This window comes from SAR202 cluster bacterium, from assembly GCA_016872285.1.
Taxonomy (GTDB): domain Bacteria; phylum Chloroflexota; class Dehalococcoidia; order Lucifugimonadales.
Genome location: VGZZ01000012.1, coordinates 1 through 26,555 on the forward strand (window position 1 = coordinate 1; position 26,555 = coordinate 26,555).

The 26,555-nt window shown below is 60.8% G+C and carries 25 protein-coding genes and 1 pseudogene; 19 read left to right on the forward strand and 7 right to left on the reverse strand.

Going from position 1 to position 26,555, the window contains the following annotated elements; translation table 11 throughout:
* Window positions 1–303: 303 nt before the first annotated feature.
* Window positions 304–855: a hypothetical protein gene (locus tag FJ320_05050; protein MBM3925343.1), complete on the reverse strand. Its 552-nt coding sequence runs from the start codon at window positions 853–855 to the stop codon at window positions 304–306.
* A 638-nt stretch (window positions 856–1,493) separates the two neighbouring features.
* Here FJ320_05050 and recG point away from each other — a divergent pair.
* The 12 genes from recG to FJ320_05110 all read left to right on the forward strand — a co-directional run bounded on the left by recG (window position 1,494) and on the right by FJ320_05110 (window position 15,034).
* Window positions 1,494–3,752: an ATP-dependent DNA helicase RecG gene (gene recG / locus FJ320_05055; GenBank protein MBM3925344.1), complete on the forward strand. Its 2,259-nt coding sequence runs from the start codon at window positions 1,494–1,496 to the stop codon at window positions 3,750–3,752.
* A gap of 107 nt (window positions 3,753–3,859) precedes the next feature.
* Window positions 3,860–5,101, forward strand: coding sequence for a hypothetical protein (locus tag FJ320_05060; GenBank protein MBM3925345.1), 1,242 nt, complete (start codon window positions 3,860–3,862; stop codon window positions 5,099–5,101).
* Between the two features lie 123 nt (window positions 5,102–5,224).
* The gene (locus FJ320_05065; GenBank protein MBM3925346.1) at window positions 5,225–6,901 is read left to right on the forward strand and encodes an arginine--tRNA ligase; all 1,677 of its coding nucleotides are present in this window, start codon (window positions 5,225–5,227) and stop codon (window positions 6,899–6,901) included.
* Window positions 6,902–6,961: 60 nt separating this feature from the next.
* Entirely contained in the window at window positions 6,962–7,228 is a 267-nt protein-coding gene (locus FJ320_05070; GenBank protein MBM3925347.1) for a BrnT family toxin, read from the forward strand.
* Complete coding sequence (locus FJ320_05075) at window positions 7,200–7,580, forward strand: hypothetical protein (GenBank protein MBM3925348.1); 381 nt, start codon at window positions 7,200–7,202, stop codon at window positions 7,578–7,580. Before FJ320_05070 ends, FJ320_05075 begins: the two co-directional genes overlap by 29 nt.
* Before the next feature lie 48 nt (window positions 7,581–7,628).
* Window positions 7,629–8,630, forward strand: a complete 1,002-nt coding sequence (gene trpS / locus FJ320_05080) for a tryptophan--tRNA ligase (protein ID MBM3925349.1) — start codon at window positions 7,629–7,631, stop codon at window positions 8,628–8,630.
* A gap of 194 nt (window positions 8,631–8,824) precedes the next feature.
* A complete protein-coding gene (locus FJ320_05085; protein MBM3925350.1) occupies window positions 8,825–9,649 on the forward strand; it encodes an inositol monophosphatase in 825 nt (274 codons plus the stop codon).
* Window positions 9,650–9,732: 83 nt separating this feature from the next.
* Window positions 9,733–10,668 (forward strand): hypothetical protein, encoded by a 936-nt coding sequence (locus FJ320_05090; GenBank protein ID MBM3925351.1) that lies wholly within the window; start codon window positions 9,733–9,735, stop codon window positions 10,666–10,668.
* 244 nt (window positions 10,669–10,912) lie between these two features.
* Window positions 10,913–12,286: a CoA transferase gene (locus FJ320_05095; GenBank protein ID MBM3925352.1), complete on the forward strand. Its 1,374-nt coding sequence runs from the start codon at window positions 10,913–10,915 to the stop codon at window positions 12,284–12,286.
* 202 nt (window positions 12,287–12,488) lie between these two features.
* Window positions 12,489–12,878, forward strand: coding sequence for an endonuclease domain-containing protein (locus tag FJ320_05100; protein ID MBM3925353.1), 390 nt, complete (start codon window positions 12,489–12,491; stop codon window positions 12,876–12,878).
* Window position 12,879: 1 nt separating this feature from the next.
* Window positions 12,880–14,103: a CoA transferase gene (locus tag FJ320_05105; GenBank protein MBM3925354.1), complete on the forward strand. Its 1,224-nt coding sequence runs from the start codon at window positions 12,880–12,882 to the stop codon at window positions 14,101–14,103.
* A 124-nt stretch (window positions 14,104–14,227) separates the two neighbouring features.
* Window positions 14,228–15,034, forward strand: coding sequence for a hypothetical protein (locus FJ320_05110; GenBank protein ID MBM3925355.1), 807 nt, complete (start codon window positions 14,228–14,230; stop codon window positions 15,032–15,034).
* 5 nt (window positions 15,035–15,039) lie between these two features.
* On the opposite strand, the gene FJ320_05115 is transcribed toward FJ320_05110, so the two are convergent.
* Window positions 15,040–16,311 (reverse strand): HD domain-containing protein, encoded by a 1,272-nt coding sequence (locus FJ320_05115; protein MBM3925356.1) that lies wholly within the window; start codon window positions 16,309–16,311, stop codon window positions 15,040–15,042.
* Window positions 16,312–16,407: 96 nt separating this feature from the next.
* Window positions 16,408–16,611 carry a hypothetical protein gene (locus tag FJ320_05120; protein ID MBM3925357.1) on the reverse strand — a complete coding sequence of 68 codons (204 nt, stop codon included), beginning with the start codon at window positions 16,609–16,611 and terminating at the stop codon, window positions 16,408–16,410.
* 221 nt (window positions 16,612–16,832) lie between these two features.
* On the opposite strand from FJ320_05120, the gene FJ320_05125 reads away from it, so the two are divergent.
* The gene (locus tag FJ320_05125; GenBank protein ID MBM3925358.1) at window positions 16,833–17,141 is read left to right on the forward strand and encodes a hypothetical protein; all 309 of its coding nucleotides are present in this window, start codon (window positions 16,833–16,835) and stop codon (window positions 17,139–17,141) included.
* A 658-nt stretch (window positions 17,142–17,799) separates the two neighbouring features.
* On the opposite strand, the pseudogene FJ320_05130 reads toward FJ320_05125, so the two are convergent.
* The 4 genes and pseudogenes from FJ320_05130 to FJ320_05145 all read right to left on the reverse strand — a co-directional run bounded on the left by FJ320_05130 (window position 17,800) and on the right by FJ320_05145 (window position 21,213).
* Window positions 17,800–17,937, reverse strand: a pseudogene (locus FJ320_05130) (adhesin).
* A 404-nt stretch (window positions 17,938–18,341) separates the two neighbouring features.
* Window positions 18,342–20,072 carry an HYR domain-containing protein gene (locus FJ320_05135; protein ID MBM3925359.1) on the reverse strand — a complete coding sequence of 577 codons (1,731 nt, stop codon included), beginning with the start codon at window positions 20,070–20,072 and terminating at the stop codon, window positions 18,342–18,344.
* A gap of 169 nt (window positions 20,073–20,241) precedes the next feature.
* Complete coding sequence (locus FJ320_05140) at window positions 20,242–20,943, reverse strand: DNA repair exonuclease (protein MBM3925360.1); 702 nt, start codon at window positions 20,941–20,943, stop codon at window positions 20,242–20,244.
* Between the two features lie 60 nt (window positions 20,944–21,003).
* On the reverse strand, window positions 21,004–21,213 hold the full coding sequence (locus FJ320_05145; protein ID MBM3925361.1) for a hypothetical protein: 210 nt from the start codon (window positions 21,211–21,213) through the stop codon (window positions 21,004–21,006).
* Between the two features lie 483 nt (window positions 21,214–21,696).
* Between FJ320_05145 and FJ320_05150 the strand changes: the two genes are divergently transcribed.
* From FJ320_05150 to FJ320_05175, 6 genes are all read left to right on the forward strand, one after another.
* Window positions 21,697–22,749 (forward strand): hypothetical protein, encoded by a 1,053-nt coding sequence (locus tag FJ320_05150; protein MBM3925362.1) that lies wholly within the window; start codon window positions 21,697–21,699, stop codon window positions 22,747–22,749.
* A gap of 263 nt (window positions 22,750–23,012) precedes the next feature.
* Complete coding sequence (locus FJ320_05155) at window positions 23,013–23,312, forward strand: hypothetical protein (GenBank protein ID MBM3925363.1); 300 nt, start codon at window positions 23,013–23,015, stop codon at window positions 23,310–23,312.
* Window positions 23,313–23,333: 21 nt separating this feature from the next.
* On the forward strand, window positions 23,334–23,555 hold the full coding sequence (locus FJ320_05160; protein MBM3925364.1) for a hypothetical protein: 222 nt from the start codon (window positions 23,334–23,336) through the stop codon (window positions 23,553–23,555).
* 189 nt (window positions 23,556–23,744) lie between these two features.
* Complete coding sequence (locus FJ320_05165) at window positions 23,745–23,966, forward strand: DUF433 domain-containing protein (GenBank protein MBM3925365.1); 222 nt, start codon at window positions 23,745–23,747, stop codon at window positions 23,964–23,966.
* 571 nt (window positions 23,967–24,537) lie between these two features.
* On the forward strand, window positions 24,538–25,194 hold the full coding sequence (locus tag FJ320_05170; GenBank protein ID MBM3925366.1) for a hypothetical protein: 657 nt from the start codon (window positions 24,538–24,540) through the stop codon (window positions 25,192–25,194).
* 111 nt (window positions 25,195–25,305) lie between these two features.
* A complete protein-coding gene (locus tag FJ320_05175) occupies window positions 25,306–26,550 on the forward strand; it encodes a histidine--tRNA ligase (protein ID MBM3925367.1) in 1,245 nt (414 codons plus the stop codon).
* Window positions 26,551–26,555 lie beyond the last annotated feature (5 nt).

Below are 26,555 nucleotides of genomic sequence, written 5' to 3' on the forward strand. Positions count from 1 at the left end.
GGGGGGGGGGTGGGGAGGGGAGGGTAGGGGAGTGAGAGGAGATAAATCTCTAGTGGTAGGTGGCATTGATAAAGCATCGTGGGTTCCAGGGTTTCACCCTCTCTTCCTTCGACCAGGCTCAGGACGGCGTCTGTTCTCCCCCATCAAGGGGGAGAAGGTAAAAAGAAAAGCTGGCTGTGATAGGTGTCATTTGGCATGAACCAAATTAACTAGCAGCCGCCATCATTAGAGAGAAGGAATTTTCTTGGTGGCGGTCAGCCTAACTATTCACAGCAAACCTTAATTCGAGCCAATTAGGCACCGTTAGGGCAGGGGCTTGGGCAGGAAGTAGCGTTTGTTATCTACGATTAGGGGCTGGCCGGCCAGGATGCGCTGGTAGAGCCTGGATGTAATCGTTAGGTCTTGCTCGTTGTATTCCAGGAGTCGGTGCTTCTGTTTAGCAAAGACTCCTTCGTTTTGAGTATGGTCCCAGGGGATTTTAGATATGCCTAGGGTCTCGCTACATAGCGTATCTAGCTTCACGCGGAAGCCGGCGAGGTATTGGAACTTGGCCATGATATCGTAGTGCTTCTTCATCTTGGGCGCGGAGCCGAGGAACTTTTTGAAATAGACGTCCAGAACGGCGAAGTCGAAGCGTGTGCCATTGAAGGTGACGATGGTGCCTGAGTACGAGTTAAGGAAGTCGGCCAGGTTGCCGAGGTCTTGCTTATTGCATTCGTAGGGGACGTACCTCACCTGGTCCATGGTGCCTGTCACCAGGAGCATGAAGTCCGCCGGGTTGTAGTTGTCAAAGTCGCCGCGGCAGGTCTCGATGTCCAACACACAGAAGTTACTGGCAGCTACGCTCTGACCCATGGCACTTTCCTTCCTAGTCGGCTGGTGAATTAGCTAAGAGCAGTCTGGAATTTTAAAGGCTTGAATGGGTAGATGCTAGATTACAAGCATGGATGCAGAGCAAGGACTGGTGTGGAAGAGACGATGAAAGAGGGCTGTAGAGGTGGTGAGGGAGGGGCAGCCTGTCGTGCTAAACTTTAGGCATGGCCACAAGGCAAGGGCCGCCGGCGGTGGAGACGTTCAAGAAGATCCTCCAGTTGGAGGAGAAGCGAGGCTTTGACAATAAGGCGGTGGCGGGGGGGTTGGACCGGTTTTTGGAGCGGAATCGTGAGGAATTAGTGGAAGGTTTAGATCCTTCGACTGCGTCCGGGTACGGACTCCGCTCAGGACTCGCTACGCTCGGTCCCCATCCCGTCGACCCAAGGGCGCTGCTGTCGGAGGGGTACGGGGGGATGGAGGTGGGGCGGAGGAGGGAGTGGGTGGGGCTGTGGTTGGGGATGATGGGGGAGGCCCCCACCGCATCCCCGACCCCCCTCTCTAACTCTCCCCCTCAAGGGGGGAGAGGACCAAAGGGGCAGTCAGAGAGGGGTGTAGGCAAATTAGCGAGGCCAACCCCTACTCCGGAAATGGGAGAGGACTGGATTCCAGCTTCCGCTGGAATGACCCTTCGACCAGGCTCAGGGCAGGCCCTGGGGAAGGGCGAGGAGACCTCGCCCCTACAAAGGGCCAAGAGGCCTGGAAAATCACCGAAGCGACCTGGGCGAAGGCCGGCAGGCGGGGGGACGACGTTGCCGGTGGAGTCGCCGGTGACGAAGCTGTCAAGGGTGGAGGCGAGGACGGCGGCGAGGCTGGAACGGTTGGGCGTGTCGACGATTAAGGACTTGCTTTATTTATTTCCGCGTCGTCATAAAGACTATTCGAACACGATAAAAATCGCGGAGATGACGCCAGGGCAGGAAGCTACGATAAAAGCCACAGTATGGGAAGCGCGGGCGATTCGATTGGGGCAACAGGGGCGGCTTCAGGCTACCGAGGCGACAGTCGGCGACGAGACGGGGAATCTGAGGGTGACGTGGTACGGGCAGCCCTACATAGCCAGGACGCTAAGGAGTGGAGAGCAGATAGGCCTAAGCGGGAGGCTGGATATTTTTGGCGGGGAACGAGTGTTAAAGTCGCCGGACTATGAACTGGTGCGTGATGGAATTGAGATGATACACGCGGGCCGACTGGTGCCGGTGTACCCGCTGACGGAGGGGCTGTCTGCGAGGCAGATGCGGCGGCTGGTGTGGCAGGCGGTGGAGAGGTGGTCGCCGGCCTTGCAGGACTTCCTGCCGCCGGACGTGCGAGAGCGGCAGGGGCTGCGGGACTTGCCGACGGCGGTGACGCAGGCGCACTTCCCGGACGATATGGAATCGTATGAAGAGGCGAGGAGGCGGCTGGCCTTCGACGAGCTGTTCCTGCTGCAACTGGCGGTGCAGCTTAGGCGTCAGAACTGGCAGAAGGGGACCAAGGGTATACCCATTAGACCCGACGGGAAGGTCATCGCCAGCTTTATCAGCCATCTGCCCTTCAGCCTGACCAACGCGCAGAAGCGGTGCCTGGAGGAGGCGTTGGGGGACATGGCGCGGGGCACGCCGTCGATGAGCCGACTGCTGCAGGGCGAGGTGGGGAGCGGGAAGACGGTGGTGGCGCTGACGGCGCTGCTGGCGTCGGTGGCGTGCGGGTACCAGGGGTCCATCATGGCGCCGACGGAGATACTGGCGGAGCAGCATTTCCAGACCGTGTCAAAGCTCATGCGAAACATGGCGAGGCCGACGCAGGAGGAGAACCTGATCACCGCGTACCTGGAACCACACTCGCAGCCCCTATCGGTAGCGCTGGTGACGGGCAGCACCAAGAAGTCGATAAAACGGGAGATAAAAGAGCGGGCGGCGGAGGGGAAGCTGGACATTATCATCGGCACCCACGCGCTGATACAGGAAGAGATGTCGATGCCCAACCTGGCGCTGGCGGTGGTGGACGAACAGCACCGGTTCGGGGTTATGCAGAGGGCGGCGCTGCGTGGCAAAGGCGAAACGACGCCCCACCTGCTGGTGATGTCGGCGACGCCGATACCACGGACGCTGGCGCTGACGCTGTACGGCGACCTGGACATATCGACGATAGATGAGCTGCCGCCGGGTCGGCAGAGGATAGGGACTCGATGGGTTTCGCCGGACAAGCGGGCGGCGGCATATAGCTTTGTGCGGGAGCAGGCGCAGGCGGGCCGGCAGGCCTTCGTGATATGCCCGCTCATCGAAGAGTCGGAGGCGGTGGAGGCCAAGGCGGCGACGGCGGAGTACAAACGGCTTAGCACAGAGGTGTTCCCGGACCTGCGGCTGGGACTGCTGCACGGGCGGATGCCGTCGAAAGAGAAGGAGCGGGTCATGGGGCAGTTCTATGGGCGGGAATTGGACATACTGGTATCCACGCCGGTGGTGGAGGTAGGCATCGACGTGCCTAACGCCACGGTGATGATGGTGGAGGCGGCGGACAGGTTTGGGCTGGCGCAGCTGCACCAATTCAGGGGCCGGGTAGGCCGCGGCGAGCATCGGAGCTACTGCCTGCTGCTATCGGACGCGCCGTCGGACGGGGCGAGGGAGCGGCTTTCGGCCATTGAGCAGATCCACGACGGGTTCCGGCTGGCGGAGGTGGACTTGCAGCTTCGAGGGCCGGGGGATATTTTCGGGACACGGCAGAGCGGGCTGCCGAATTTGAGGATGACGCGACTGAGCGACCAGCGGCTGCTGACGACGGCGCGGGAGGAGGCGTCGAGGCTGCTGGAGAAGGACCCGGGGCTGTCGAAGAAAGAGCATAGGGCGCTGAAGAAGGAGGTAGCGGGTCGGTTCCAAGGGGAGGTGACAGGAGAGGTGGGGTAAACAGGTACGTCCCACGACCGCCGGACTATTAAAAACCTCTAAAATCAGGGCCGGGCCGTGAGATATTCGTGAGATACCTGTGGTAATACCCTGGCGGTTAAAGCTATATGAGCGCGCAAAGAGAAGTCCGTCTCCCAGACGCCGCCGTAGTTTCCGGGACGGCTGAAGCCGAAAGGGCGCAGGGCGGGGGAGTGATGGGAGGGATGCGCCGATTCGGAACCTTCATGGTCGGCCCGCGGTACAGGCCTGTGCATCTCGCCATCATCACTTTCGCGCTGCTGCTGCATCTGGCGACCCACTACGCGACGTACCTGGACACCACACGCTCCCTGGTCAGCGGCCTTCCTTACTTCAGACTCCATATACTGCATGAGATGGAGTTCCTGCTAATCATTGTTTATGCGGGGGTAGTGTTTGGGGTCAAGGGAGGTCTGATAGCGGTGGGCATATCCGCCGTCACATCCATCCCGTTCTTGTTTCAGGCGGACATCATTGGGTACCGGGCTGCGCCGGGGGAGATGCGGGATTCCGCGCTTCAGCTATCGGTCATGCTGCTGATGGGCGTCTTGATGGTGGGACTGCTGGAGGCGGATAGGAAGCGTCGACAGGCGGTCAGCACGGCGCGGGAGATGGAGGAGTTGGACAAGCTGAAGACCAACTTCCTGAGCATGGCGTCGCACGAATTGAGAACGCCGATATCTAGCATATTCGGCTTCGCCGACCTGCTGGAGACCTCCAACCCGTCGGAGCAGGACAGGAAGAAGTGGGTGCAGTGGATAAAGAGCGAAAGCAAACGGCTGGTGAGCATCATAAACGAGCTGCTGGATGTGTCCCGATTGGAGTCTGGAATGCTGCAACTGGAGATGGGGCCGGTGCAGGTCAAGAAAGTGGCAGAGGAGGCGGCGCTGGCGTCCGGGGTTTCCAACAGCGGGCATAGCTTTCTGATGGAGATGCCGAGCGCGCTGCCCTCAACGCATTCCGACTACGACCATTTGAAGCAGGTGCTGATTAATCTGCTGAGCAACGCGGTCAAGTACAGCCCGAAGGGAACGACGATTGTGGCCGGGGCGGTGCATGACACGGAAGGCAAGCGGGTGGTGATGTGGGTGCGGGACCAGGGTATGGGCATAAGCGAGGAGGACCAAAAGCAACTGTTCACCACGTTCCATCGGATACGCAGGCCGGAGACGGAGGACGTGGTAGGCACGGGGCTGGGGCTGTATATAGTGAAGAGCCTGGTGGAGGCGATGGGCGGGGAGGTGTGGGTGAAGAGCGCTTTGGGGCAGGGGTCGACGTTTTATGTGTCGATGCCGGTGGGGGAAGGGGAGAGGGTGGAGGCAAAGGTTTAGGCGACTAACTGTCTCGGCTGGCTTTAGCGGTCTTTCTTCGTTGTTTCGCCCTGGCTGTGGCTATCGGTTTTTGATGCGTGGTAACATACTCTTTTAATCCAAATTCCATCATGTGTGTTTGCCATGCCTTCATTAGCTAAGGACATCATCGCTGAGAAGATTGAGAAAGCCCTGGAGCAGGCCAAGGGGCAGGGGTTGCTGCCGTTGGAGACTATACCTGAGGTGACGGTGGAGCGGCCGGCCAAGCCGGAACACGGGGACTTTGCCACCAACGTGCCCATGCGGCTGGCGAGGGCCACCCGAATCGCGCCGCTGGAAATCGCGAAGACGCTGGCGAGGGTTATAACAGCGGACGAGATTATCGAGAAGGCGACGGCGGCGCCGCCCGGGTTTATCAACTTCACACTGAAGGAGTCGTGGCTGCAGGAGCAGGTGGAGGCGATTCGGAAGGCGGGGCAGAAATACGGCGCGATGAAGGCGGCCAAGCCGCAGAAGGTAATGATTGAATTTGTCAGCGTGAACCCTACGGGGCCGGTGCACGTGGGGCACACTCGGGGGGCGGTGCTGGGGAGCGCCCTGGCGTCGGTGCTGGGGGCGGCGGGGCACCGGGTCACGCGCGAGTATTACGTCAACGACGCCGGCACCCAGATGGAGCTTTTTTATGGGTCGGTGCTGGCGAGGTATTTGCAGGCGCTAGGGCGGGAGGCGGAGCTGCCGGCGGGGGGCTACCAGGGCGAGTACATTAGCGAGCTGGCGAGGGAGATACTATCGGAGGAGGGGGAGAGGTTCGCGCCGATGGAGCGGGGGCAGGCGCTGAAGGAGATGGGGGACATCGCGCGGGAGAAGATGGTGGCACACATACGGGAGGACCTGCTGAAGCTGGGAGTGGAATTTCACCATTGGTTCAGCGAGCATACTCTATACGACACCAAAGAGTACGACGAGGCCATCGGCCTGCTGAAAGAGAAGGGGCACCTGGCGCAGCGGGAGGGGGCGCTGTGGTTCGCGTCGTCGGCGTTAGGGGAGGATAAGGACAACGTGGTGGTGCGGTCCAGCGGCGCGCCGACCTATTTCGCGTCGGACATCGCCTATCATCACAACAAATTCATCAAACGGGACTTCGACCGGGTCATAAACATCTGGGGGGCCGACCACCAGGGCCACGTGAGCCGCTTAAAGGCGGCGGTGGGGGCGCTGGGAGTGGAGCCTTCGAGGCTGGAAGTCATCATCGCGCAGATGGTGACGCTGAAGCGGGGGGACCAGGTGGTGAAGGCGTCGAAAAGGGCAGGGGAGTTTGTGACGCTGCGGGAGCTGGTGGAAGAGGTGGGGCCGGACGCGTGCCGCTATTTCTTCCTGGCGAGGGCGCCGAATACGCAGATGGACTTTGACCTGGAACTGGCTAAAAAAGAGTCGTCAGAGAACCCGGTGTACTACGTGCAGTACGCCCACGCACGAATCGCGGGGATACTGCGGAGCGCTAAGGAGCGGGGGCTGGAGTGGTCGGCGGGGGACGTGTCGCTGCTGAAGGACACGAACGAGCTGGCGCTGATTCGCAAGATGCTGGAACTGCCGGAGCTGGTGGAGCGGGCGGCGAGCAAGCTGGAGCCGCACCACCTGCCTCACTACGCGCTGGAACTGGCCACCGCTTTCCACTGGTTCTACGAGAACTGCCGCGTGCTGAGCAGCGACCCCAAGGACACGCCGATAAGCCTGGCGAGGCTGAAGCTGGTGGAGGCGTGCAAGGTGGCGCTGGGTAGGACACTGGGGCTGATGGGGATGAGGGCGCCGGAGCGGATGTAGGGGCGGCAGGAGTGGGCCCCTTGACAATGTATATACAAATGTATATACTAAGCGCGTCCCATGGAATTTGAGTGGGACGAGAACAAGAACCAGGCGAACAAGATAAAGCATGGCCTGGACTTTAGAGAAGCCATTGGGGTCTTTGAGCACCCAGGCTTAATCCAGAGAGAGACCAAACACGGTTATGGAGAAGAGAGGTTTTCCATTATAGGGACAGCGAATGGCAGAGCGTTGTTTGTGGTGTACACCATTCGTGGGAGCGTCTATCGAATTATTTCTGCAAGGAGGGCAAGCCGCGATGAACGAAGAGCGTATAGTCAGATATAAAGCTGGACAGGTACCCAAAGGCGATACCGACTGGGCCCGTATTGATGCAATGACTGACGAGGAGATTGAGGCTAACGCCTTGTCGGACCCGGACGCGCAGCCTACGGACGAGGAGTTCTGGAGGGATGCCGTGCTCTGGATACCAGGGAAAAAGACGCCGGTTCAGCTTCGGCTGGACCCGGACGTGCTGCTGTGGTTCAAAAGCCAGGGGCCGCGGTACCAGACTCGCATCAACGCGGTACTGCGCTCTTACATGACAGCCACAGAGATTAAGATGGCTAGGGAGAGCAAAGCGGAGTACAAGGCGGAAACCAAAGGCACAAAGGGGAAGAAGAGGGGAACCAAGAAATAGCCTATACTGGTGGGCTGTTGGATTGCAGAGGAGAGGCGTTAAATGACAATGAGCAAGAAGAAGGGCCGGATTTTTTCCGGCATGCGGCCCACGGGGCGGCTGCACCTGGGGAACTACCTGGGGGCGCTTAAGAACTGGGTGGACCTTCAGGACGAGTACGAGTGCATATACAGCGCCGTGGATATACATGCCTTGACCACCCTGGAGTCGGCGCAGGAAGCCAGGGAGATAAAGGGCAACATTCGCGAGATGGTGCTGGACTGGCTGGCGGCGGGCGTCGACCCGAATCGCAGCATTATTTTCGTACAGTCGCACGTGCCGGAGGTTATGACGCTGCACACGCTGTTGAGCATGGTGACGCCCCTCGGGTGGCTGCTGCGGGTGCCCACCTTCAAAGAGAAGGTGCAGCAGATGCATGAGACCGACGAGACGGTCAACTACGGGCTGGTGGGCTATCCGGTGCTACAGACCGCCGACATTGTGCTGTACAAAGGCGACACAGTGCCTGTAGGCAAGGACCAGATACCGCACCTGGAGCTGGCACGGGAGATAGTGCGCCGGTTCAACAATATGTTCGGCGAGACGTTCCCGGAGCCGCAGGCCAAGCTCACGGAATCGCCGGTGATTGTGGGGTTGGACGGGCAGGCAAAGATGAGCAAAAGCCTGAACAACCACATCGAGCTGTCGGCGACGCCGGAGGAGACTCGAAAGCGGATTATGACGGCGGTGACGGACCCGCAGAGGACGCATCGCAGCATCCCGGGACGCCCTGAGGTATGCAACGTGTATGCGCTGCACAAGATCTTCACGGCGATGAACCTGGAGACCATCTATCGAGAGTGCAGCACGGCGGCGCGAGGATGCGTCGACTGCAAGAAGGAGCTGGCGGAGAGCATCAATCGGTACCTGGCGCCGTTGAGGGAGCGACGGCAGGAGTACATGGCGAAGCCAGGGCTGGTGGATGAGATCCTAGTGGAAGGTGGGAAGAAGGCGAGGAAGCTGGCCCAGGCGACCATTGAGGAAGTGAAGACGAAGATGGGGCTGGCCTAGGGATGAATTGTGTCAATAGTCACAACACGTTTATGGGATTAAACAACAGTGATAAGTGGATCTGATCCCCTTGCCGTGGTGCTAGGGTTTCACCCTCAACCTGCGCCTTCTCCCATCAAGGGAGAAGGAATTTCCTTGGTGACGGTCATGTCTGTAAACCCCTTTATCCCTCGACTAGCACAAGGCATTTAGGAATGAACGGATTCATGGACTTCGGTGTGCCTCCATCTAAGAGCGGGCGTTCGGCACTGGAAATAGCCATCGATGCGGCCAAGGCGGCGGGGTCGATTACGCGGGCCAGGGTGAGAGATGTACTAGAGGTGTCGTTCAAGGGGCGGGGCAACCCGGTGACGGACGTGGACAAGGCGGCGGAGAAGGCGGCGCTGTCGATACTGCGGCGGGAGTACCCGGAGTTTGGAATCCAGGCGGAGGAGTCGCCGAGGGTGGACTCATCGACGCCGTATCGATGGATAGTGGACCCCCTGGACGGCACTCGAAACTACGTGGTGGGCATTCCTCACTTCTGCACTGCCGTGGCTTTGGCGAGGGGCGATGATGTGCTGGCGGCGGCCACCTACGACCCGCTGAAGGAGGAGTTATTTCAATCGGTGAAGGGCGGAGGGGCTTTTCTCAATGGGCGGCGGCTACGAGTCACGGCCAAGAAGTCCTTAGAAGACTGTGTCGTCGGGTTTGACATGGGGTATTCGGACGAGCGTGCGCGGCAGGGTCTGGAGCTGGTGCGGCACCTGTGGCCGGGGTTTCAGAGCCTGCGGCTGATGGGGTCGGCGGCGCTGGGGATGGCGTACGCGGCCTGCGGCCGGATGGACGTATATTTTCACCACCGGCTGGCGCCATGGGACGTGGCCGGCGGGCTGCTGCTGGTGCGGGAGGCGGGCGGTGTGGCCCTGGACCGCTACGGCAAGCCCGCGACGCCAGACAGCGAGAGCGTGGTGGCGTCGAGCGGGGGCGTGGTGGAGGGGTTTATGGCGGCGACGGAGGGGCTGGACTGGCGGCGGTAGTCCGAGCGTTTGCCCTGGGATTTTGTTGCGCCTATACTTGGCGCTAAATCGCCGGGCCGCCGGAGAGCGGATAGGAGGACTCCATGACAACAACGCAGCAGAATACTGCCAAGAAGACGATTTATGAGAAGAAGGGGCACATTGCCTATTTAACTATCAACTACCCTGAGAAGGCTAATATTATGTCCAACCAGGTCATACAGGAGATGGGTGAGGCCTATAAGGACTTCTGGATGGACCGGGACATGCGGGTGATGATATTAACCTCGGTGGGGGAGCGACACTTTTCGGGGGGGCACCACATCCAGCCGCCGCCGCAGGGGCAGACGGTGGCCGACGTGCGCCACCAGCGGGGCGACCAGGTGGTTTGGCCGCCGCCAGGGTCGGTGAACGGGAGGAAGCCTTCCATAGACCCGGACAGCGGGCACGACTTTCCGAAGATATACAAGCCGGTTATCGCGGCGGTCAACGGCATTGCCGCCGGCGCGGGGCTGTACACGCTGCTAACGACGACGGACATACGCGTGGCCTGCGCGGAACACGGACGGTTCTACTACGCGCTGCTGTCGAATCGAGGCGGCATTGGGAGCGGGCCTCTGCCCACACGGATCATGAAGCAGCTTAACTACGTTCACGCGATGAAGTTCCTGCTGATGGACGAGCCCATCGACGCGCAGGAGGCGGTGCGCATCGGCCTTATCAACGAGGCGGTGCCTCACGGGCAACTGATGACACGCTGCGAGCAGATAGCGGAGAGAATAGCGTCGCTGCCGCCGGTGTCGGTGCGGTTTTTGAAGGAGTTCTTGATCCGATCGCAGGACCTGAGCGTTGACCAGGCATGGCATTTGCAATTCATGTACCACCATCTGGCGAACATGCACTCGGGGGACAGCGACGATTCGACGAACGCGTTCCTGGAGAAGCGTGGCCGGACGGTGAGGGGTGAGATGCGGGACTGCGACAAGCACGCCCACAGCAAGCTGGTGGAGGGCTATTTGCCGTACGACCCGTTTGGTTAGGGAACGGGAGAATCCCCTTACCAACCCCCAAGGGGAAACTAGAGGAGAGTAGTCTAGCCTGACGGACGGAGCGTAGTGCCAGTGTTTCACCCTCTCTTCTATTCTCCCCCATCAAGGGGGAGAAAGTAGGGAAGGTGGCAAGATGCGGTCTTGAATAGAGAAGGCGAGGTAGCAGACAGAACAGATTCTTCGGCTAGGTCGGAGTACCGACTTCGCTCAGAATGACAAGTCGCGGGAGGCTGATATGGCTGGCAAGAATGGAGGGCCGCTGGCAGGGATTCGGGTTATTGATTGCACGACGGTGAACGCCATGCCGACGGCTATGTATTGCATGGGCGACATGGGGGCCGAGGTTATCAAGGTGGAGGCCCACACCCGATTGCGGACGGAGGGGCTGGGGCCGTTCCCGGACGGGGCGCCGGGGGAGAAGTGGTGGAACCGGGACGGGGGGTTCCAGCGGCTGAATCGAAGCAAGCTGGGGATAACGCTGAACCTGAAGTCGGCAGAGGCCATCGACACGTTCAAGCGGCTGGTGGCGGTCAGCGACATTGTGGCCGAGAACAACCGGCCGGGGGTGATGGAGAGGCTAGGGCTGGGGTACGAAGAGCTTCGGAAGATAAATCCCAGCCTCATTTATTTCTCGTTTTCGGGGTTTGGGCAGACGGGGCCGTGGCGGGACTACCAGGGCATCGGGCGGATGTTTGAGCTGACGGCGGGGGTGAGCCAGTTCACGGGCTACCCGGACGAAAGCCCTCGAAGAGTGGGGTCGGCGTGGTTCGACCCGCCGAATGGGTGGACGGTGGTGTTTGCGCTGCTGTCGGCGCTGCACAACAGGGAGCGGACGGGGAAGGGGCAGTACATGGACCACGCGATGTACCAGATGGCGGTGTCGACGCTGGGGGATGCGATTCTGGACTGGGAGGTGAACGGTCGGAACGGGCGGATGATGGGTAACACGCACCCTTACCTGGCGCCCCACGGGGCGTACCCGTGCAAGGGGGACGACAGGTGGGTTGTGATTACGGCGGAGGACGACGCGCAGTGGGAGGCGCTGGTGGCGGCGATGGGGTCACCGGTGTGGGCGGGGGAGGAGAGGTTTGGCGACGGGTTGAGTCGATGGAAGAATCGCGAGGCGCTGGATAAGAACATATCGGCGTGGACGAGGAAGCACAGCGCTGAGGGATTGATGTCGTTGCTGCAGGAGGCGGGGGTGCCTGCGGGAGTGGCGCAGAACGCGCGGGACACGATGCTGGACCCGCAGATGAGGGAGCGGGGGTTCTTTGAGGTGGTGGAGCACGCCAAGCATTTGAACATTGGGCCTCGGCATTACGGCGGGCAGCCGTGGAAGATGTCGAAGTCGAGGACGTATATACGGAGGCCAGCGCCGGACCTGGGGCAGGATAACGAGTATGTGTTGGGAGAGATCTTGGGGATGAGTGAGGCGGAGGTGACGAAGTTGTATGAGCTGGGGGCGATTGGGAGGGAGCCGGAGCCGCCGCCGAAGCCGAAGGCGAATCGAAGCCAGGAGGAGTTGAGGAGGCAGTACGAGAAGAGTGTGGAGGAGGGGTCGCTGGCGGGGTACGATGGGGATTTTAAGGGGAGGCTGGGACTGGAGTGAGGGGGAGGGGGAAGAGGCCTGAGGGGAGGCCACGGGAGGTGTGGTTTAGCCTGGCGGACGGAACGTGGTGCTAGGGTTTCACCCTCACCTTAGTCCTCTCCCATCAAGGGAGAGGAAAGAAGAAGGCAGGGCAAGAGTGGTCTGTATTTTGGGTATCGCGGCCTTAACTCCTCTGGCAGCGAATAAAGTGCAAGGGAAGTAGATGAGTAGCTCAAGGGCGCAAGTATTAAGAAAGCGACCCACAGATGCTGAGAGCAAATTGTGGGCAGCTTTACGTGAACTTCGTCTGGTGGGTTTCAAGTTCCGGCGCCAAGAGTCCATCGGTAGCTACGTATGCGATTTTGTATGCTTCTCGAAGAAATTGATTGTAGAGGTTGATGGTAGTCAACACGCTGACAATGTCATCGCTGACCAAAAGAGGACTGAATGGTTGGAAAGCCAAGGGTTCAGGGTGCTGCGGTTTTGGAATAACCAAGTGGTAGATGATATAGAGACGGTGATTGAGGCGATTGCTAATGCGTTAAATGGAGTAGATTACCCGCTGGCCTTTACACGGAAGACCAGGAAAGACCAAAGGAGGAGCGATTCTTAGCATGGCAGAGGGAGCGTTGAAAGCGTTAACGGTGCTGGACTTGAGCGGGCATATTGCGGGGCCGTTTGCGGCAAAGCTGATGGGGGATTATGGGGCGGACGTGGTTAAAGTCGAGGCGCCGGGAGTGGGTGATGTGTCTAGGAGGATGGGGCCGTTTTATGAGGACGACCCGCACCCGGAGAAAAGCCTGCTGTTTTTCTACCTCAACTGTAATAAAAGAGGCGTCACGCTGAATTTAGAGTCGTCAGCGGGGCGTCGGTTATTTAGGGAGATGGTGAAGAAGGCCGACGCTGTGATTGAGGACTTTCGGCCGGGGTATCTGGAAGGGCTGGGCCTGGGGTTCGAGGAGTTGGAGGCGATCAACCCTAACCTGGTGATGACGTCGGTGACGCCGTTTGGGCAGAAGGGGCCGTACAGCCAGTACAAGGGGAGCCACCTGGTGTACGAGGCTATGGGCGGGATTATGTACACCAGCGGGGCGTATTCCAGGGAGCCGCTGGCCCACGGGCACCCGCAGAGCCTGTACATCGGCGGGATAACGGCGGCGTACACAACATTGGGGGCGCTGTGGGCGAGGAGGTGGGAGGGCGGGCAGCACGTCGACGTGTCGCTGCGAGAGGTGGCGGCGGCGCACCATGGCGGGGCGACGTCGAGGTACGCGTACGCGGGGGTTATCGAGCGTCGCGCGCCGAAGAACGAGCTGGGAAGCCCCAAGGGCGGGCCGCACATGGAGGGGATACCGCCGGTGAAGGACGGGTACGTGGGGGCGACGTTCCAGCGGGGGTCGGCGACGCGCGCGCCGCTGTCGGAGTGGCTGAAGCTTATGGAGAGCGACGAGGAGGCGGACCCGAGTTTCCAGTCGCCAGAGTTCCAGGGGAAGATACCGCAGCACGTGGACGACCAGGTGCTTCGAGTGCTGAAGAACTGGAAGAAGTACGACTATTTCAACAAGGTGGCGGGGTCAAGCTGGGTGGCGGCGGTGGTGCAGACCAGCGAGGACTTGTACAAGAGCGAGCATTTGAAGGAGCGGGGGTATTTTGCCGAGATTGAGCACCCTGTGATGGGGAAGCTGAGGATTCCAGGGGAGATCTATCGGATGCCGGAGTCGCCGTACAGCCTGCGCCGGCCGGCGCCGCTGCTGGGGGAGCATAACGGGGAGGTTTTTGGGGAGTTGGGGTATGGGAGGGAGGAGTTGGTGGTGCTGCGTCAGCAGGGGGCGATTTAGAGGAGGGCGAGGTGACCTCGCCCCTACATTGAAAATGATAGGTTGGACTGCACGTCGCATCCTGGGAACATTGGTAGTGTTGGGACTAGCCGCCGCGCGCGCTGATGGCTCAACGCGGGTACCGTTGCAGACACCGACAGCCTCGCTGATACCGGCGGCGACGCCATCGCCGACAGCTATGGCTACATACACCTCGCCGTCCACACCAGCCAACACCTCGCGTCCTACATCGTCGCCGACGCATACGCTGACACCAACTTTCACACCAAGGCCGTCGCCCACAGCCACCCGCACGCCGACGCCTACGGCTACACCCACACCCCAGCCTAAGAAGGAGGTTTTTCCGGAGGTGTGGTCGTTAAATGATTTTGATAGGACAAGTTATGAGTTCAAGGCCAACTGTTTCGGCGAGTACAGCAAGCTGGAGGAGTGTTTGCTTTGGGAGGTGACTAGGGTGGTGGTAAGGTCGCCAGAGGGGAGGGAGTTTGAGCTGGCGAAGGATTTCAACGTCAACTCGTATTCGGGAGAGGTTACACGTCGGTGGGTACTTTACGGCCCGAAGGACGGGGGCTTGCCCGTGGCTGGAAAGTACACTTTCGCTTATTACATCGGCGAGAGGGTGGCGCTGCGGCAGGAGGTACAGTACGAGCCGAAGACGGTGGACTTTCCGAAGGATGTGAAGTGGCGTCGGGAGGGGAAGGACTTGGTAGTGTCGTGGACGGCGCCGGCGAAGGTGGACGACACGATGTGGTACAAGGTGCTGGTGTTCCCCCGCGACAGGCCGGTGATAAGCAACATTTTCAAGTGGGACGCGACGGAGGCGCGGTTGCCGAGCTTGCCGCTGGAGGAGGGAGAGGAGGCTAGTTTAAACGTGACGCTTTATTTTAGAGGGGGAGCGGCCAGCAGCGAACACCAGAGGATTGTGTGGTAGGCGTCCTACCCCACAATCCCATTCTGTAGGGCGAAGATGACGGCGGAGGTGCGGGAGGTGATGTCTAGCTTGCCGTAGATGTTTTCCAGGTGTCGCTCTACGGTCTTGGGGCTGATGACCAGGGAGTCTGCAATCTGGCGGTTGCGCATGCCCTGAGCCAGGGCGCGGAGGACTTCGATTTCGCGGTCAGAGAGGCTACCCAAGCGCTGGTCTCGAAACACAGGCCTGGCAGGCGCGGGCGCGCCTTGGAGGTGGCCGGCGAGGCCTTCATAGCAGAGGGGGTCGAGCTGGGTGGCGACGGAGGCTTTCATCTGGCGGAGGGCGGCTTCGGGGTCTACGGGATTGCCGTGATTATGGGTGGAGATGGCGAAGGCGTCGGCGGTGGCGAGGATGCGCTGGTGGAGGGTGGTCTGCGCGGCGCGGAGCTGGCGATGGAAGCCTCGGCCGTCCACCCACTCGTGGTGAGCAGCGGCGTCGGCGCCGAGGTCTCGCAAGGGCGCGACGTTGGAGAGGATGCGCTCGGTGTAGTAGGCGTGGAGGCGGATACGCTCGCGCTCGTCGGTGGAGAACTTGTCCTGCTTTTCCATGGCGCTGCAAGGGACGGTGACCTTGCCCAGGTCGTGGACCAGGGCGGCGCGTTGCAGGCGGGTGATGTCGGTATCAGGCAGGCGAAGCTGTTTGGCGATACCGACGGCGGCGTCGGCTACGGCCTTGGAGTGGCCCCAGGTGAAGGGGGACTTCATGTCGATGAAGTCGGCCAGGACTTCACAGGTGTTATCAAGGTGGGCGTCGGTGACGGCGTCGTAGGGGGAGTCGGGGGCGAGGGCGAGGACGGCGGCCTGGGCGGATTCCATTTCCAAGGCTGACCAGAAGTCCGGGCGCTGGCTGGCCTGGATAAAGGCGTCGACGACATCGGGGTCGAAGTCGCGGGTGCGGCGGTCGCGGGCGATGGTGGTGGCAGCGGACGGGCCGCCGGTGCGGTGGGCGACCTCCATCACCTGGGCGAGGTGGAGGACGCGGGAGGCGACTGGGGTCTGATCGCCTTTGAGATGGTAGGCCATGCCCCTGCCGTTCCACTGCTCCCAGAGATAACGAACGGTATTTTCGATGTTCTGAGAAAAGCCCAGCCTTCGAGCTAGCATAGCTCCGGTCTCGCAGGCGCTGGCGGAGAGGTCTCGCATGAACTCCGAGCCGGTGACAAAGAAGGTGAGGAACTTGGCCGCTCGCTGGGGGAGGGACTCGTCGGAGGCGATGTGCCCCATAAGCCAGCGCGACATATCGATCATCTTGCCACGGTCTAGCAGGTGGAAGTTCTGGCGGGCGGTGACCTCGTCGCCACCGAACTTGGCGGCAAAACTTGCCGCGCAGGCGGTTCAACCGGCGTCTTTAAGGAGGCCGCCGTAGTAAACGGCGACGCGGTCGTCGTGGGGCAGGGCGAGGGCGTGGACGATCTGGGTGGCGATCCAGACAGTCTTGAGGCCGTGCTCCATGGGCTGGCCCATATTGAGGTCGGCGGCCAGGGAAAGGGAGCAGAGGAGCTCCGAATAGCTTCCTTTAGTCTGTTTTGTCTCGCTCACACAGGGGTCTCCTAACCTGGAAGCGTTGTCGCCAATTATAGTCAAGGGCGATTTGGCTGCCAACGGCAGCCCGAAATGGGTAATTTACCCGATGCTTACAGCTTTGGATGGTCTCACAATTTGCCCAACACATTGGCGGTCTGGCTTACGGGAAGGGGGTGAGAGTTGGTGGTCTATGGGTTGAGCCTGCATAGTCACAATCATGAGACAAGGAGCCAGAGATGAAAAAACTAATATTAGTCCTTACCCTCGTCGGGGCCATGGTGGCGCTTTTTGCCGTGCCGGTGTCGGCGCATGTGCATGTGGTGTCGAACCCCCACCACTCGCAACAACTGGCGAACGGTCAGAATCACCCCGGGTTTGTGGGGAACGTATCGTGCGAAGGTATAGCCGAGCCGGCGAATGCGGGGCCGGCGGGCTATGGGCTGGAAACGGCGCACCACGGGCCGGACTCAGGTGATCCTGGCAAGGACGACGGGTGTTACGAAAGGGACGCGCCGCCTGATGACCAGAATCCGGCCATAGACTAAAAAGGTTGGCACCAGGCTTGAAAAGGAGGCCATGCTGGCCTCCTTTTTACATTTCGGGGGCTGGTCAGGGAAGGGATGGCTGGCCGTTCCAGGCGCCGTCCTGGGCTTCGACGGCGGGCCTGAACTGGCGGGCGTGGGCGTCGTAGCGGGCCACGTAGACGTCGGCGTCCGGGTTGTAGATGGCGTGCATGCCTTTGTTCCAGTGGAAAGCGACGGCGCGAAGGGCCTCGGTGTCGTCGAGGGCGTAGACCTTTTTGAAGAGTTGGAAGGCGGGAACAGCGAAGCCGGTGGAGAAGCGGTCCAGGTTCTGGGCGGGGCTTTGCCAGGAGTCCAGGCGCGAGACGCGGGTCATTTGAATCCAGTTCCCATGCTGCTGGAAGTTCATAGCCAGGGCGTAGGGCTGGTTAGAGTTATCAGGAGAGTTGAGCCACATGGGGTAAGGCTCGCCGCTGTACCAGGGGTCGCGCAGGCCGGCCAGCCCTTTAGCCCCGTCGTCGTTGGAGGGATTGCAGCCGGACTCTATGTCGATGATGGAGTAGTAGAACCATCGCGGCAGGTTGTATTTGGCGACGGCGCTCCTAACCGCGGCATCGACGGAGGCGGAACACTGGGCGGGCCGGAAGCTCCCGGTGGGCGTGGCGGTGGCAGCGGGAGGGCGGGTGGGAGTAGGAGTGGCGGTGGGCGTCAGGGTAGGGGTAGGCGTGGGTTTTGGGGTGGGGGTGGCAACGGCGACGTGGGCGGGTGTAGGAGTAGAGGGAGCGAAGATGGGAGACCGGGTGGGCGTCGGCGTGTCGGCGAAGGGGATGCGGGTGATGACGGGCCGGGGGGTGTTGGTGGGCGTGGATGTAGCCAGGGGCCAGTTGAGGTGAGTGGTTGACTGGCAGGCCAAGGCTAGGGTCGCGGCAAGGGCGGCCGCCAAGAGGACTGCCCTTTTCGAGAGCAGCGTTAAGCTCGTTAAGCTAAGGATGCGGCGGACTGGAGATATTAAGCTAAAAGCAGTTGTAGGTCATTACTTACCATTAGGTCGGTTTCTCGAGACCTTGGCAATGGACGAGCGGACGAAATCGGCGGCGCGGGAGTTAGTACGAAGGGATGTGGCAGGAGTGGCATTCTCAACAGGGCGAACAGAAAGCCTCATCATTAGCAAATAAGAAGGGCCGGCTTTTCGCCGGCCCTTCTTGGTCTATGATACTGCGCGGGTTAGGGTTTGAGGGTGACAGTGACACTGCGGGTAGTGCCGTCGTCAAGGGTTATGGTGATGGTAAGGGAGCCGGCGGCGATGCCCTTGGTGCTGAGGTTAAAGATGTACTGGCCAGCGGAGGCGTCGTAGCGGGCGGCGCCCAGGGACGGGCCGCCGTTAACGGAGACGGAGGCGACGGCGGTGCCGATGGAGATGCCGGCAGCGTTGGTGAGCTTGAACTTAACCGGAATGGTGGAACCAGCCTTGAAGGTCTGGACAGGGGCTGAAATGGGCTGGAGGAAACCGCTGAAGGCGTAGACCACTGAGTAGCTGACGGCCTTGCTGGCAGAGTTGCCGGCCTTGTCGCTGCAGCCGACGGAATAGGTGAAGGCGCCGACGCCATTGGCATTGCCGCCAGAGGTGGAGGCGGAGGAGGTTGCGACGCCGGAAGTAGCGTCAGTGCAGGTGTAGGAGGCGGTGGGCACGGCGCCGAGGGTATAAGTGGCGCCGTTGGAGACGCCGCTAATTGTGATGACAGGCGGCGTGACGTCGTAGAAGATGTGAAAGAAGGAGTTGGCCGTGTTGCCCGCTTTATCAGTGCAGGACCCCGGCACCGAGGCTGGGCTGCCATCGGGCCCGGAGTAGGTGGTGGAGGAGCAGGAATCGATGCCGGAGGTGGCGTCGGAGCCGGTAAAGGAGATGCCTACGGAGTGGTTGTACCAGCCATTATGGTTGGGAGCGCGGCTGGCGACGCCGGAGACGCCGGTGGGAGCGGTAGCGTCGTACATGAAGCCGTAGGAGACAGAACCAACGTTGCCGGAGGTATCAGTGCAGCTAGCGGAGACGGAGGCTGCGGAGCCGTCGGGGCCGGTGTAGTCGAAGTCGGGGTCGCAGGAGGCTACACCGACCAAGTCGACGCTGGAGACTGTGAAATGAACGCTGTGGTTATACCAACCGTTGTGGTCAGGGCCACGGTCGGGCGTTAGGGTAACAGTAGGTGGCGTGGTGTCCACGACATGGAGAGTGAAGGAACCGTTGGACGAGTTGCCCGAGGCGTCGGTGGCGGTGCAGTCAACGGTGGTGTCGCCTAGGGGGAAGACGGAACCGGAGGGCGGGTTACAGTCAACGACGGGTGACGGGTCGGCGTTGTCTGAGGCGGTGACGGAGTAGGAGACGGCAGCACCTGCGGGCCCTGTGGCCTCAACGACGACGTCGGCGGGCAGGTCCAACACGGGAGGGGTGATGTCCAGAACGGTGAGGTTGATCACCAGGGCAGGAGCGCCCGTGAGACAGTCACTGACAGGCCTACCCCTATTATCCGGCTGGCAGGAAGAGCTTGAGGCCCTCCACTTGACAGTGTACGAGTGCAAGCCCACAGTCATGGGAGCGGTAAAAGAGATATTGGAGACGCCGGAGAACTGATTGGAGCCGCTGCCCCAGTTAGCAGGCACGTTCAGGGCGACGTTGGAGACGCTATAAGGGGCGGGGATAGTGGTCTGGCCGCCATCGGCGTCAACAAAGGTTACCGAGCTTCCTGGAACAAGGTGTTTGCTGCCTTGCAAGTTGACGACAATGCGGCCACTTGTGTTGACCGCAGCGCCTTGAGGCGCGGAAACGTTAACGATGTTTTGGTTACCTGGACTAGCCAAGTCGTTGTCGACGAGCTGCTGGTCGGCGGCAACGAGGGCAGGAATGGCGGCGAGGAGGAGGATGAAGACGATGGAGGTGAGGAGCTTCAGCCTGCGGGACATGTTTCCCTCCTTATTTATTAGGTACGCAAAGTGAGAATATAAAATTTGCACACCGAATACACAAAATTATCTAATGAGGTGGGGGACGCCACTATGGGAAGAACACGTGAATCTTCTGGGTGCCACCACCCATTACAAGGCCTAAAAAGATAAAGGGGTAGAACCGAGGCTACAGGTGGAAAAGGATGGGCTGAACCTGGACACCGTGCTCGTGGTCAAGAGTGATATGGGCAACCGACGGCGCGGTAGATTCGGAGGGGGAGCCGGGGTAGAAGGCGGGGGCGCGGCCCCGGGTGAGGTCCCGGAAGATGTGGACGTGGCCGAGGGCGATGTAGTCGCAGTCCGCATCGGCGAGCTCGCGATAGGTGATGGGGGAGGAGCGGCCTTCCAGGTACTTATCATCGGCGGCGAGGCCGTGGGCCATGGCGACGAACCAGCCGTGGCCGTTTCGGGGCGGGAGGCCGCCGAGGGGTCGGAAGTCGGGGGTATGGTCGGCGACGGGCTTGCCCCATATGTGGAGGCCGAGGTCAGGGAAATGGACGGTCTGGCCCTGGGGGTGGCGGAGGATGGTGGTGTTGGGCGGAAGGGGGACAGGGGCGGCCCCGGGAGCGGTGAGGAGGGTGTCATGATTGCCGGGGAGGAGGATGACGGGCCGGTGGAGGGCGCGAAGGGCCTCGAGGGCGTAGGCGACTTCGTCGGCGGGGGCGCGGGAGGAGTCGAAGAGGTCGCCGGCGATGAGGAGGGCGTGGGCGCTGGTGTCGCGGACGGCCTGGAGGACGGCGTCGAAGCCGCGGCGGGACTCCTCGGGGCGTTCGCTGCCGATGTGAATGTCGGACGTGTGGATTAGGGTGAGTTTAGGGCGTGGCTGCATGAACGCTGGCGTTATTATATCAGCCGCGACGCGGAGGAAAAGTTGAATAGGCCAGGGGGCCTAGGAAAGCTCTAAATGAATCACCATGTCGCCGGTGAGCCGGACGCTCACGCGCTTGCCCAGGAGGTTCCGGAGCTTGGCAATGGTGGCGACGCCGGCCGTTACGAGGAACCACCGACTGCTTAGTTCTCCCTCAAGATCCAGCAGGACTTCGTGCTCGCCTTGCATGAACATTCTCTTGTACTGGAGGAGTGTGCCCGTCACAACCATGTCACCTCACCTAATCCCAAGAGTGAAAGACCGCTGGTATTGTGTCCACCTCCTGAAATGGTTATCAATAAATTTCTTTACGAATTATGTAAATTTTTTGAGCGATTGTCGAGGGGGGATGATAATTTCGTGTCGGCGCCTTGGGCAGCGGGCCTTGTTTTAATCGAGACGCCCTCATCACCCTTAGTCCCTCTTCTCCCGACTACGGGAGAAGAGGGAAAGAAAATAAACCACCACAACCCCCTCCTTCGACATACTCAGGACAGCGTCTAACTCCCCATTCGGCCTGGAAGGCGAAGGGGGAGAACCAGGCGGGACACCCCAGGACACCAACAAAAAAGAGTGGGATCGGTTAGTCTAACGAAGTGCGGTCACACGTGGCGCGTCGGGGTCTTCAGATGGCTAGAGAGAGGACTTTTGGGTGCGGGTTGAAGGGGGAGAGGGGGTGTGCTATGTTGTCGCAAATTGAGGCGGGGGGAGCGTATGGCAACGGCGAAGGAGCTGGCGTCGAAGAGAGTGGAGGTGGGCGGGCTGGATGAGGCTATGGAGCTGTATTACCAGCGAGGGTGGACCGACGGGCTGCCCGTGGTGCCGCCGACGGAAGAGAAGGTGCTGGCGTTCCTGGCGACGGTGGGGAAAGAGCCTTCGCATATTATCGCGGTGGAGCCGGTGAGGGGGCGGGTGGTGACGGCGGAGAAGGTGGCGATTAACGCTGTGATGGCCGGATGCAAGGCCGAGTATTTTCCGGTGGTGTACGCGGCGGTGGAGGGGATGACGTCGGCAGAGTACAGCCTACACGGGTCGTCGGCGAGCACGGGAGGGTCGGCGGTGCTATGCATCGTGAATGGGCCGATTAGAAAAAAGCTGGGGTTCCAGAGCGGGCACAATTTGTTCGCCGGCGGACCGCAGCATCGCGCCAACGCGACGGTGGGCCGGGCGCTTCGACTATTTCTCGTCAACGTTTTGGAGAACCACCCTGGCGTGCTGGACCGATCGACGCTGGGACACGGCGGGAAGTACAGCTATTGCTTCGCCGAGGACGAGGAAGGGAGCGTGTGGGAGCCGCTGCACGTCGAGAAGGGGTTTTCGGCGTCGGACAGCACGGTGACGGTGGGCGCCAGCCAGTCGCCGATACAGGTGCAGCACCGAAGGCTAGGGAACATCGAGGGGCTGCTGGACGCCATGGCGCACTCGATGCTGGCGATTGGCCCGGGGCACAGCGAGATTTACGGTATCTTTCCGCCGGAGCACATGAAGGCGGTGAAGGAGGCGAAGTGGAGCAAGGCGCAGGTGCGGGAGTATTTGCACAGGAAGGCGCGGCTGACGGCGCAGCAGTGGGCGGACGCGAACCTGGACGAGGTGCCGCCGAAGGGGAAGGAGAGGGAGATGGTGGGGGTGATGCGGTCGGTGGAGGGGATCCGGCTGGTGTCGGGCGGGGGCACGGGAGGCTCGTCGGCGGCGGTGATATCGAGGTGGAGCAAGGGTGCGACGGCGGCGTCGGTGACGAAGAAGATTGATGTCGGGCGTATAATGTGAGGGATGGGCACGAGGGGAAAGGGCGGGTCTGAGACCCGCCTCTACAAGAGTGAACGTGCCGCAGGGTTAGGAGGCATTGATAAAGGGACGAGTCAGCAGGGTTTCACCCTCACCTTATATCCTCTCCCATCAAGGGAGAGGAAAGTTGGAGTGAAGGCCGATTTTGGGGATACTCTACCGCACACTGAAGTACGCGGCATGGGTCCGAAAAGACGCGGCGATGGTTTCAATACGAGGTTGAGAATGAATGAAAGGGGGTTGATATGGTGGTAACGGCGAGTCGGTTGATGGTGTTGGACCCGACGGTGCAGGCGATGCCGGAGAGCACGGTGATGGCGCCTCGACCCAAGAGCCTGGACGGGATGACGGTGGGGCTTTTGGCGAACGGCAAGCGCAACTCGGACGAGATCCTGCGGAACGTGTATTCGTTGCTGCAGGACATGTATAACTTCAAGGGCACGGTAGAGCTGAACAAGCGGGACGTGTCGAGGCCGGCGCCCAAGCATATCATGGACGAGCTTTTGCAGAAGTGCGACATCGTCATAACGGCGATAGGTGATTGAGGGTCTTGCTCGTCGTGCAGTGTGCACGACGCCATGACGGTGGAGAAGGCTGGGAAGCCGGCGGCGGCGATATGCACCGAGCCCTTTGTGCCCACGGGACGGGCCATGGCTAAGGTGCGAGGGCTGTCGGAGTACCCCTTCGCGGTGATACCCCACCCGGTGGGGACGCTGGAGGGGGAGGCGCTGATGGCGCGGGCGAGGCAGGCGCTGCCGCAGGTATTGCAGATACTATTAGGAAAATAAAATAGAGGTTTCGAGAGGCACTGAGGCGCGGGCAAGACAGAGCCGATAGATCAGCTTCCACATTGTATAAATAGTTTGTGGTGGAGCGCTTGCCGCAGGTGTTACTGATTTTGTTGGGGAAGTAGGAATTTTGAAGTAAGGATTTGAGGCGGCCCCGACTTTATCGGGGCCGCCTCACCAGGAAACGTTATGAAGGACGACATCAGGATAGAAGTCAACCCTAAGATTATGCTGGGGAAGCCGGTGGTGCGCGGGACTCGGATACCGGTAGAGCTTATCCTGCGCAAACTGAGCGAAGGGGCTACGGAGGCTGACCTGCTAAATGCTTACCCTCGGCTAAAACCAGAGGATATAAAGGCGGTGTGCTCCTTTGGAAGAATCGTATGGAATTTTGCCGTAGACGAAAACTAGAGTGCCCTGAAACTTCGGGGCACTTTTGGTTTATGGTGGAGAACTAGTTCGGCTCTAGTTCAATTAAGTCCTTCAAAAAACGCCTTGCCGAAGGAACGTCAATGTTTTCTTCATAACCGGGATCAAATACCTTACTTAAGTTACCCGTTAGTTGAGTTACACCTCTAGACCCGCGTCCAGCCCAGTGAAACTGGCGTCGGGTTGCACTCAATATAGTAGAATCAAAAATGGATATGAGGCGGCGGGGGTGGACCTGCTGATTATGATGATGCAGACGGAGAGCGTGCCCCACGAGAAGGTCATGAAGTCGATTGAGCTGGTGGGGCGGGAGGTGATGCCGAGGTTTGGGAAGAGGGCGAAGGCCGAGAAGGTATGACCTCTCATCCTTTGTCCTTTCTCAACAAGGGGGAAGGTAAAAGACCCTAGCGACAGGCGGCATTGATAAAGTATCGTGCCTCTAGGGTTTCACCCTCACCTATATCCTCTCCCATCAAGGGAGAGGAAAGAAGAAAAATGACTCTGCACAGAACGTAAACCTCAAGCCTTTCACCTCTGGGCCTAGGAGAGCACTATGACACCTGAAGAAGCCGTTGCGTATTTGCAGGCATACCTGGAGAAGCCGACGGAACCGAAATTGCCGGCGACGCGGGAGGGGGCCACGGTGGTGACGTGCGTCGACGGGCGGCTTAACCCGTACCTGGGGTCGTTTAGGTTTGTTATTCGCACGGCGGGGGCGGCGGCGGAGGCGGTGGAGGGAAGTGTGGGGTTCACCGGGGAGGCGTCGGGCTTTAGCGTGCTGGCGACCCATGGGGACTGCCTGGCGAACCGGGCGGGCATAGATTACCTGTCGGCCAGCCGGTCGGGGGCGAAGCCGTCGGGCAGCGCGGTGGCGCACCTGAACCGCAGCGACACCCGGGCGGTGCTGACAAACATTAACCACGAGTGGCGGCTGGACCGGCTGCCGGCGTCGGACGACCAACGGGCACTGGCCCGGCTGGGGATTAACTACGCGCGACGATGGACGGCGGGAAACCCCGGCGGCAAGCCTAGGGTGGGGCTGTTTATAGACCTGGCGTCGGTGGTGGCGCCGCAGCCTCGAGTGTGGGTGGTGAGCTATGACGGGATGGCGGGGGCGGAACTGGTGAGTTTTCTGCGCAGACGGGGGATGAGGGAGGAGACGGTGTCGCAGAACGTGCTGGTGCAAGAGCCGGTAGGAGTGAAGCGGTAGGGAGGAGACGGGCGAGGCGACCTCGCCCCTACAGCGGGAAAGAGGGGTTATTTCCTTTACACCACCCTTAGCCTTGGATATGCTACGCCTATTTCAGGAGGTCACGATTTAGTGTTTAAGGCGGCGAGAGGGACCAAGGATATTTTGCCGGAGGAGCAGAAGTACTGGCGGTACGTGGAGCGGGTGGCGTCGACGCTGGCGCATCGAAGCGGGTTTAGAAGGCTGGACACGCCGGTGTTTGAGGATGCGGGGCTGTTCCAACGGTCGGTGGGGACCGGCACGGACATTATGGACAAGGAGGTGTACCTGTTCGAGGACCGGGGCGGCGACAAGCTGACGCTGCGGCCCGAGGGGACGGCGCCGGTCTGCCGCGCATATTTGGAGCACGGGATGCACAGCCTGCCCCAGCCGGTGCGGCTGTACTACTTCTGCCCGGTGTTTCGATACGACAGGCCGCAGGCGGGTCGGTATAGACAGCACCACCAGTTCGGGGTGGAGGTGCTGGGGGACGGCGACGCGCTGGTGGACGCCGAGGTGGTGCAGCTGGCGTGGAGCCTGATGGCCAACCTGGGGCTAAAGGACGTGTCGCTGGTGGTCAACAGCATCGGCGACGCGCAGTGCAGGCCCGGGTATATCAAGGAATTGCAGGCGTATTATCGAGGGCATTTCGACAAGCTGTGCGGCGACTGCAAGGCGAGGCTGGAGAACAACCCGCTGAGGCTGCTGGACTGCAAGAAACCGGCGTGCCAGCCGCTACAGGAGTCGGCGCCCAAGTCGTCGGAGCACTTGTGCGAGGCGTGCCGCGCGCACTGGGAGCAGTTCAAGGGGTACATGGCGGCGCTGGGGATATCGTACAGCGTCGACCATAAGCTGGTGCGTGGGCTGGACTATTACACGCGGACGGTGTTTGAGATTTTGCCGCCGGTGGAGGGGGCGCAGAGCACGCTTTTGGGCGGGGGCCGCTACGACGGGCTGATGGAGCAGTTGGACGGTCGTCCGACGCCGGGGGTGGGCTTCGCCACGGGGATGGAGCGGCTGATTCTGAACCTGCAACGGCAGGAGGTGGCGGTGCCCGATGAGGAGAAGCCGAAGTATATGCTGGCAGCGATGACGCCGGAGGCGGCCCAGGCGGGGGTGCGGCTGGCGGCGAGGATTCGAGAGCGGGGCGCGGGGGTAGTGATGGGAGGCCAAGGGCGGAGCATGCGGTCGCAGATGCGCAGCGCGAACTCGATGGGGGTGCCGTACGTGGTGATACTGGGGGAGGACGAGCTGAAGGCGGGGACGGTGACGGTTAAGGACATGGCGAGTGGGGAGCAACGGAAGGTGGGGGAGGGGGAGTTTTTGGGGGGCGTGTAGGGGGA

Excerpts from the sequence above, each read along its gene's own strand:
- FJ320_05165 (MBM3925365.1), top strand. The coding sequence starts at position 23,745 with ATGAAGGACGACATCAGGATAGAAGTCAACCCTAAGATTATGCTGGGG.
- FJ320_05065 (MBM3925346.1), top strand. The coding sequence starts at position 5,225 with ATGCCTTCATTAGCTAAGGACATCATCGCTGAGAAGATTGAGAAAGCC.
- FJ320_05145 (MBM3925361.1), bottom strand. The coding sequence starts at position 21,213 with ATGGTTGTGACGGGCACACTCCTCCAGTACAAGAGAATGTTCATGCAA.
- FJ320_05150 (MBM3925362.1), top strand. The coding sequence starts at position 21,697 with ATGGCAACGGCGAAGGAGCTGGCGTCGAAGAGAGTGGAGGTGGGCGGG.
- FJ320_05125 (MBM3925358.1), top strand. The coding sequence starts at position 16,833 with ATGAAAAAACTAATATTAGTCCTTACCCTCGTCGGGGCCATGGTGGCG.
- FJ320_05090 (MBM3925351.1), top strand. The coding sequence starts at position 9,733 with ATGACAACAACGCAGCAGAATACTGCCAAGAAGACGATTTATGAGAAG.
- FJ320_05060 (MBM3925345.1), top strand. The coding sequence starts at position 3,860 with ATGAGCGCGCAAAGAGAAGTCCGTCTCCCAGACGCCGCCGTAGTTTCC.
- FJ320_05135 (MBM3925359.1), bottom strand. The coding sequence starts at position 20,072 with ATGTCCCGCAGGCTGAAGCTCCTCACCTCCATCGTCTTCATCCTCCTC.
- trpS (MBM3925349.1), top strand. The coding sequence starts at position 7,629 with ATGAGCAAGAAGAAGGGCCGGATTTTTTCCGGCATGCGGCCCACGGGG.
- FJ320_05170 (MBM3925366.1), top strand. The coding sequence starts at position 24,538 with ATGACACCTGAAGAAGCCGTTGCGTATTTGCAGGCATACCTGGAGAAG.
- FJ320_05075 (MBM3925348.1), top strand. The coding sequence starts at position 7,200 with ATGAACGAAGAGCGTATAGTCAGATATAAAGCTGGACAGGTACCCAAA.
- FJ320_05155 (MBM3925363.1), top strand. The coding sequence starts at position 23,013 with ATGGTGGTAACGGCGAGTCGGTTGATGGTGTTGGACCCGACGGTGCAG.
- FJ320_05140 (MBM3925360.1), bottom strand. The coding sequence starts at position 20,943 with ATGCAGCCACGCCCTAAACTCACCCTAATCCACACGTCCGACATTCAC.
- FJ320_05095 (MBM3925352.1), top strand. The coding sequence starts at position 10,913 with ATGGCTGGCAAGAATGGAGGGCCGCTGGCAGGGATTCGGGTTATTGAT.
- FJ320_05050 (MBM3925343.1), bottom strand. The coding sequence starts at position 855 with ATGGGTCAGAGCGTAGCTGCCAGTAACTTCTGTGTGTTGGACATCGAG.
- recG (MBM3925344.1), top strand. The coding sequence starts at position 1,494 with ATGACCCTTCGACCAGGCTCAGGGCAGGCCCTGGGGAAGGGCGAGGAG.
- FJ320_05105 (MBM3925354.1), top strand. The coding sequence starts at position 12,880 with ATGGCAGAGGGAGCGTTGAAAGCGTTAACGGTGCTGGACTTGAGCGGG.
- FJ320_05100 (MBM3925353.1), top strand. The coding sequence starts at position 12,489 with ATGAGTAGCTCAAGGGCGCAAGTATTAAGAAAGCGACCCACAGATGCT.
- FJ320_05070 (MBM3925347.1), top strand. The coding sequence starts at position 6,962 with ATGGAATTTGAGTGGGACGAGAACAAGAACCAGGCGAACAAGATAAAG.
- FJ320_05115 (MBM3925356.1), bottom strand. The coding sequence starts at position 16,311 with ATGTCGCGCTGGCTTATGGGGCACATCGCCTCCGACGAGTCCCTCCCC.
- FJ320_05085 (MBM3925350.1), top strand. The coding sequence starts at position 8,825 with ATGAACGGATTCATGGACTTCGGTGTGCCTCCATCTAAGAGCGGGCGT.